This is a genomic window from Dokdonella sp. (assembly GCF_035703485.1).
Classification (GTDB): Bacteria; Pseudomonadota; Gammaproteobacteria; order Xanthomonadales; family Rhodanobacteraceae; genus Dokdonella.
Genome location: NZ_DASSYD010000180.1, coordinates 1 through 6885, shown reverse-complemented (window position 1 = coordinate 6885; position 6885 = coordinate 1). Strand labels below are relative to the sequence as shown.

The 6885-nt window shown below is 61.5% G+C and carries 6 protein-coding genes and 1 pseudogene; 5 read left to right on the top strand and 2 right to left on the bottom strand.

Annotated elements, in window-relative coordinates:
• From glyA to ribBA, 5 genes and pseudogenes are all read left to right on the top strand, one after another.
• Positions 1-359, top strand: a pseudogene (gene glyA, locus VFN25_RS13800) (serine hydroxymethyltransferase); the annotation flags it as partial.
• A gap of 175 nt (positions 360-534) precedes the next feature.
• A complete protein-coding gene (gene nrdR, locus VFN25_RS13795) occupies positions 535-1053 on the top strand; it encodes a transcriptional regulator NrdR (RefSeq protein ID WP_325142876.1) in 519 nt (172 codons plus the stop codon).
• Positions 1054-1112: 59 nt separating this feature from the next.
• Entirely contained in the window at positions 1113-2195 is a 1083-nt protein-coding gene (ribD, locus tag VFN25_RS13790) for a bifunctional diaminohydroxyphosphoribosylaminopyrimidine deaminase/5-amino-6-(5-phosphoribosylamino)uracil reductase RibD (protein ID WP_325142878.1), read from the top strand.
• A 163-nt stretch (positions 2196-2358) separates the two neighbouring features.
• Entirely contained in the window at positions 2359-3027 is a 669-nt protein-coding gene (locus VFN25_RS13785; RefSeq protein WP_325142874.1) for a riboflavin synthase, read from the top strand.
• A 13-nt stretch (positions 3028-3040) separates the two neighbouring features.
• Positions 3041-4147: a bifunctional 3,4-dihydroxy-2-butanone-4-phosphate synthase/GTP cyclohydrolase II gene (gene ribBA, locus VFN25_RS13780; RefSeq protein WP_325142872.1), complete on the top strand. Its 1107-nt coding sequence runs from the start codon at positions 3041-3043 to the stop codon at positions 4145-4147.
• 231 nt (positions 4148-4378) lie between these two features.
• On the opposite strand, the gene VFN25_RS13775 is transcribed toward ribBA, so the two are convergent.
• On the bottom strand, positions 4379-5755 hold the full coding sequence (locus tag VFN25_RS13775) for a dihydrolipoamide acetyltransferase family protein (protein ID WP_325142870.1): 1377 nt from the start codon (positions 5753-5755) through the stop codon (positions 4379-4381).
• Positions 5756-5772: 17 nt separating this feature from the next.
• Complete coding sequence (locus tag VFN25_RS13770; protein WP_325142868.1) at positions 5773-6753, bottom strand: alpha-ketoacid dehydrogenase subunit beta; 981 nt, start codon at positions 6751-6753, stop codon at positions 5773-5775.
• Positions 6754-6885 lie beyond the last annotated feature (132 nt).

The window sequence follows — 6885 nt, the reverse complement described above, 5'->3', positions numbered from 1 at the left end:
CGAAGGCGTTCATCGCGCGCGGCTACCGGATCGTATCGGGCGGCACCGAGAACCACCTGATGCTGATCGACCTGATCGGCCGCGACTCCAGCGGAAAGGAAGCCGAAGCGGCGCTCGGCAAGGCACATATCACGGTCAACAAGAACGCCGTGCCGAATGATCCGCGCTCGCCGTTCATCACCTCCGGTCTGCGCATCGGCACCCCGGCGGTAACCACCCGCGGCTACGGCGAGCAGGATTGCACCGACCTCGCCAACTGGATTGCCGATGTCCTCGACGCACCCAACGACGACAAGATCATCGCTTCGGTCCGCGACAAGGTGACGGCGCAGTGCCGGAAGTATCCGGTGTATGGCTAGGAGAGCGGGAGTGGGGAGTAGGGAGTGGGGAGTCGGTAAAAGCCGGCTCGCCATGACCGTGCAGAGTTTCGCTAGCTCGCCGTGGACCGCTTCCAAACGATTTCCAATTCCCGATTCTCCATTCCCCGCTGCAAACCCACTCCCCACTCCCTACTCGCCACTTCCGTTCCACTGAATGCACTGCCCCTTCTGCCAGCATGAAGATACCCGCGTGATCGATTCGCGCGTGTCCGATGATGGATCGACGATTCGTCGTCGACGCGTGTGTGAGCATTGCAATGAGCGGTTCAACACCTTCGAGACGGCCGAGCTGAAAATGCCGGTGGTGGCCAAGTCGGATGGCCGGCGTGAACCATTCGACGAGCGCAAGCTGCGCACGAGTTTCAATCGCGCGCTGCAGAAGCGGCCGGTTGCCAGTGACCAGGTCGATGCGGCGGTCCGTAGCGTGATCGATGATCTGCGTCGCAGCGGCGAGCGCGAGATTCCATCCATGCGTGTCGGCGAGTTGGTCATGCACGCGCTGAAAAAGCTCGATCAGGTCGCCTATGTGCGCTTTGCCTCGGTTTATCGCAGCTTCGAGGACATGCAGGCGTTCCGTGAAGAAATCGAAAATCTCGAACGCGATCTGCCGGGCCTGGAAAACTTGCAATTGCCCTTGCTTGGCGAGGCGATCCCGCGCAAGGGCAAAGGCTGAGCAAACGTGAATCAGCCACGGTGAGCGAAGCGAAGTTCAGCGCCATGGATCATGCGCACATGGCCCTGGCCCTGCGTTTGGCCGAGCGCGGCCTGTTTACGACCCAGCCCAATCCACGAGTCGGTTGCGTCATCGCCCACGATGATCGAATTGTCGGCAGCGGCTGGCATCGACGTTCAGGTGAAGCCCACGCGGAAGTTTTCGCCCTGGCGGAAGCGGGCACACAAGCAAAGGGTGCGACCGCCTACGTGACGCTTGAACCCTGCGCCCATTTCGGTCGCACGCCACCGTGCGCAGACGCCCTGATCGAAGCCGGCGTCGCCCGCGTGGTGATCGCACATGAGGACCCGTTTGTCGATGTCGATGGTCGTGGCATTGGCATGTTGCGCGATGCCGGAATCAAGGTCGAATGCGGCCTGATGGTGGTCGCCGCGCGCGAACTCAATCGCGGCTTCCTCGCGCGCGTCGAGCGCAAGCGACCGTGGTTGAGGGTCAAGCTGGCAATGAGCCTCGATGGCCGCACCGCGCTGGCCAATGGCGAATCGAAGTGGATCACCGGCGAGGCGGCACGCGCTGATGTGCAACGCTGGCGCGCACGCAGTTCGGCGCTCCTCAGTGGCATTGGTACTGTGCTGGCCGATGATCCAAGGTTGACAGTGCGATTATCAGACCCGGTGGATGACGAGAACGGCTCATGTTTTGTGCCGCTGCGGGTCATTCTCGACCGCAAGCTGCGTACGCCGGTTGCAGCGAACATCCTCGATGGCAGCGCGCCGACGCTGATCCTGCACAGCCCTGATTCATCGCCTGTCGACCAGCGCTTCGAATCTGTCGAGCTGCGGACGGTTGAAATCCGTGATGATCGGCTCGACCTGTCATCGGTACTGGCGCTTTTGGCCGCGCGTGATTTCAACGAGATCCAGGTCGAGGCAGGGCCGACCTTGTGTGGCGCCTTGTTCAGTGCGGGTCTGGTCGACGAGTTGCTGCTGTATGTCGCCCCGATCCTGCTCGGGGATTCGGCGCGGCCCTTGCTGGACTTGCCGGCCCTGAGCGACATGTCTGCGCGCTGGAAGCTGGAAACTGTCGATCAACGCATGCTCGGATCGGATTGGCGTTTGCTGATGCGGCCCCTGGAAAACTAGCCCGGACTATTCATGAATTACACGTACCCTCGCTTGTCCCTTGAGTTCACACGGCTTTTCGCTCAATCGGCGATAGTCCCTGCTATGGCCTCAATCACGAAAAGCCATGTGAACCCAATGTCCTGCGCGATCATCGCGCGTATTCACGAGTAGGCCGAGCCAGGTGTTTACCGGAATCATCGAGTCGATTGGCCAACTCGTTTCAAGCGAAGAGCGCGGCGGCGATCGGCGTATGGTTTTCAAGGCCGGATCCATGCAGCTAGAGGATGTGCGCAACGGCGACAGTATCGCCGTGGCCGGAGTCTGCCTGACCGCGCTCGACATCAGCGCAGAAACCTTTGCTGCCGATGTTTCGCTGGAAACGCTCAAGCTGACCACGCTGGGCAAGCTCGAATCGGGTGCGTCGGTCAATCTGGAAAAGGCGCTGCGCCTGAGCGATCGTCTCGGCGGGCATCTGGTGTCTGGTCACATCGACGGGCTTGGCCGGGTTGTCGATATCCATGCCGATGCGCGCTCGCAACGCTGGAGTTTCGAGATAGCGGCCGAACTCGCTCGTTATATTGCGAGCAAGGGTTCGATTTGCATCGACGGAGTCAGCCTCACGGTCAATGAAGTCGATGGTTTGCGATTCGGCGTCAATCTGATTCCGCATACGCAACAAGTGACGACGTTTGCTCAGCGCCGGGTCGGTGATGCCGTCAATATCGAAGTCGACCGCATGGCCCGCTATGCCGAGCGCCTCGTCGAGTTCCGCGAAAAAGAAACATCCGAATTGCAGGAAGCGGCTTCAGCCGCTTCCTGCAGGTCTGCGGCCTTGAAATTTACGACATGACGGAAACGCCACCATGAGCTTCAACACGATCCCCGACATCCTCGATGACATCCGCGCCGGCCGCATGGTCGTGATTCTCGATGATGAGGATCGCGAAAACGAAGGGGACCTGATCATGGCTGCCGAGAAGGTGCGCCCCGAAGACATCAACTTCATGGTCCGCGAAGCCCGTGGTCTGGTCTGTCTGACCCTGACCGCCGCGCGTTGCCGCCAGCTCGGCCTGAAGCCGATGGTGCATGACAACACTTCATCGCATCACACCAATTTCACCGTCTCGATTGAAGCAGCGGAGGGCGTCACCACCGGCATTTCGGCGTATGACCGCGCGCACACGATCCGTACCGCCGTGGCCGACAATGCACGACCCGAGCACCTGGCCCAGCCGGGACATATTTTCCCGTTGACGGCGCAAACCGGCGGCGTGCTGGTCAGGGCAGGGCATACCGAGGCGGCCTGCGATCTGGCGACAATGGCCGGGCTTGAGCCGGCCGGCGTCATCGTTGAAGTGATGGCCGAGGACGGCAGCATGGCGCGGCGTCCCGCACTGGAGGAGTTCGCACGCAAACACGGCCTCAAGATCGGCACGATTGCCGATCTGATCCGCTACCGCCTGCAGACCGAAAACACGATCGAACGCGTGCGCGATGTCGAAGTCGATACCGAGTTTGGTGCATTCCGCCTGGTCGTCTATCGCGACCTCGTGCAGAAGGCGCTGCACTTCGCCCTCGTTCGCGGCGAGGTTGGTGATGGCCAGCCGGTGCTGACGCGTGTGCATGTGCGCAACACGCTATCGGACGTGCTGCATCTGCGTCGCGATGATCTGGGGCTGACCGTGACCTCGGCGCTGCGCCGCATTGCTGATGAGAATCGTGGCGTTGTCGTCGTCTTGAACGAAGCAGGCGAAGCCGAAGCGCTGCTCGATTGTCTGGCCGGAACGCCGGCAAAGCGGGATGCCGACCCGGCCAGTGAATGGCGTCGCCATGGCCTCGGTGCACAGATTCTTGCCGATCTCGACGTGCGCCATCTGCGTGTACTCGGCACACCACGCAAGCTCGTCGGCCTGGCGGGTTTCGATCTTGATATCGTCGGTTATGAGGATGCCAGCGCCAGCATCCGCTAGGGTTGGACACGATGCTAGTCTGGATTTTTCATGAATAGTCCGGGCTCAAGTGCATCGCGGCTAAAGCCGCTTCCTACAACGAAGCGACAACGCGTTCTACATCAAAGAATCCTGCGCCACGGCTCGCCCACTCTTTGCAGACGGGCAGTCACGTCCGATGCATGGCTTCCGCTCTTCGTAGGAAGGGCATTCATGCCCGATGCACTGCTTCCGCCATGACGCTGAAGCCGCTCAGTTCGGCCGCGCCAAATCATACAGCAACACCTTGAGGAATCGCGCCGCTTCACCGCCTGTCGCAGCGCGGTGATCAAAGGTCAAAGAGATCGGAACAATCTTGTGCGATTCAAAGCCGCCCATGACCGGAGTCATCTGGTGGCGACCCTTGCCCGCGGCAACGATTGCCACCGTGGGTGGCACCACGATCGGCGTTGCGTAGCGGCCGGCGAAGACGCCGAAGTTCGACAATGAGATCGTGTAGCCCTTGAGCTCCTCGGCGGGAATGCTGCGGCTGACCACCTGATCACGCAGGCGGCTGATCGCCTGGCGTACGCCATTGGCGTCGAGCACATCGGCATTGCGCAGGGCGGGCACGAACAGGCCATCATCGGTGTCGACGGCAATGCCGATATCGACGTGGCGGTGCTGGGTTCGACTGAGGTTTTCGCCATCGAACCAGGCGTTCAATGCGGGCACAGCCTGGCAGGCGCGCACGATCGAGCGGATTAGGCGCACCGTGATGTCGTTGCCTGGCGTCCAGGCGTGGATGTCGGCGTCGTCACATAGCGTGGTTGGAACAACCTGCGCATGTGCGGCGGCCATGACCCGGGCCATGTTGCGGCGAACCCCTTTGAGTTGCTCGGGCTGGCCACTGGCCGTTTGTGTCGGCGGCGTCGTACGCATCGGCTTTCCCGATGCTGAAAGTGCGGTGCGTTCATCGGCCGAGCGCTGCACAGGAGTTTCACGCGATGGCGCTGGCTGGGCATTGGCGGCACTCGGCGCGGACGCTTTGGAGCCAATTTTCGCAGTTCCCGCTTCGGCGGCTTCGCGCACATCCTTCAAGGTGATGACGCCATCGGCGCCGGTTGGTTTGACCCGACCCAGATCGACACCGAGCTTCTTTGCCGTCGCACGCACGGCCGGTACCGCCTTGATTCCGCCGACGACAGATGTCTGTTCGGTATGCACGTGATCGCTGGCTTCCATGGCCCCGACCACGGTGCCGGAATCGGCGCGTTCGCCACCCTCTTTCTTTTCGGAAGCCTCCTGCTTCGGCGCGGGGCTGGCTTCGGCCTTTGCCGGAGCCTTCGTCGGCGGGCCGTGATGATGGCCGGTGGATTCGGCATCGGCACGTTGCGGCAGGCTGGCATCGATTTCGATTTCGATCAACTCCGCACCGGTTTCGATGACGTCGCCTTCCTTGCCGTGCTGCTTGACCACCTTGCCCGAGAACGGCGAGGGCACTTCGACAACAGCCTTGGCGGTTTCCATCGAAACCAGCGGTTCATCGAGCTTGGCGACGCCGCCTTCTTTGACGAACCATTCGACGATGGTCGCATCGGGCAGGCCTTCACCGAGATCAGGGAGGTGGAATGTCTTTGTCTCGCTCATGCGTATGCTCCGTCGGCTCAGCTTGCGGCCAGTGTGCGTTTGGCGGCGTCGACGATCTTGTCGGCGCTCGGCAGATATTTCATTTCAAGGCGGAACAATGGGATATGCGTGTCGTAGCCGGTCACGCGCTCGACCGGTGCAAGCAGATCGTACATCGCATGTTCGGCCAGTCGTGCCGAAATCTCGGCTCCGAAGCCAGCGGTGCGCGGTGCCTCGTGGACGATCACGCAGCGACCGGTCTTGCGCACCGATTCATGGATCGTGTCGAAATCGAGTGGCTTCAACGTGGCCACGTCGATGACCTCGGCACTGATGCCTTCCTCGGCCAGCGCGTCGGCCGCTTCGAGGGTTTCCTTGACCTGCGCGCCCCAGGTGACCAGGGTTACATCGGTTCCATCGCGCAGTACGAAGCAGACATCGAGCGGCAAGGCTTCGCCGTCGTCGGGAACTTCTTCCTTGTACTGGCGATAGATACGCTTGGGTTCGAAGAAGATGACCGGATCCGGGTCGCGAATCGAGGCCAGCAACAGGCCATAGGCGCGTGCCGGTGACGAGGGCAGGACAACGCGCAGCCCCGGTACGTTCGTGAATATCGCCTCATTCGCCTCAGAGTGATGCTCGGGTGCGCGAATGCCGCCGCCCCAGGGCGCGCGCCATACGGCAGGGCAGGTCAGACGTCCGCGGGTTCGATTGCGCATGCGCGCGGCGTGGCAAATGATCTGCTCAAGCATGCCGTAGATGAAGCCTTCAAACTGCGCCTCGGCGATCGGCTTCATGCCTTGTGCGGCAAGGCCGACGGTGATGCCGCCGATCGTGGTTTCATCAAGCGGCGTATCGATGACGCGATCGGCGCCGAACTTGTCGAGTAGTCCCTGGGTGGCGCGGAACACGCCGCCGTTGACGCCGACATCTTCGCCGAGGACGACGACGCTGGGATCATGTTTCATTTCCCAGGCCATGGCCTGGGTGACTGCTTCGATCAGGGTGATTTGGGCCATGTCGTTTCGTTCGTCAGTTGTACATTGGGTGATCGGAATGAATCGGTGATGCCAGGTCGACTTGTGTAGGAAGCGGCTTCAGCCGCGATGCTGTTTCACGCCAACCCGGACCAAGAGCATCGCGGCTGAAGC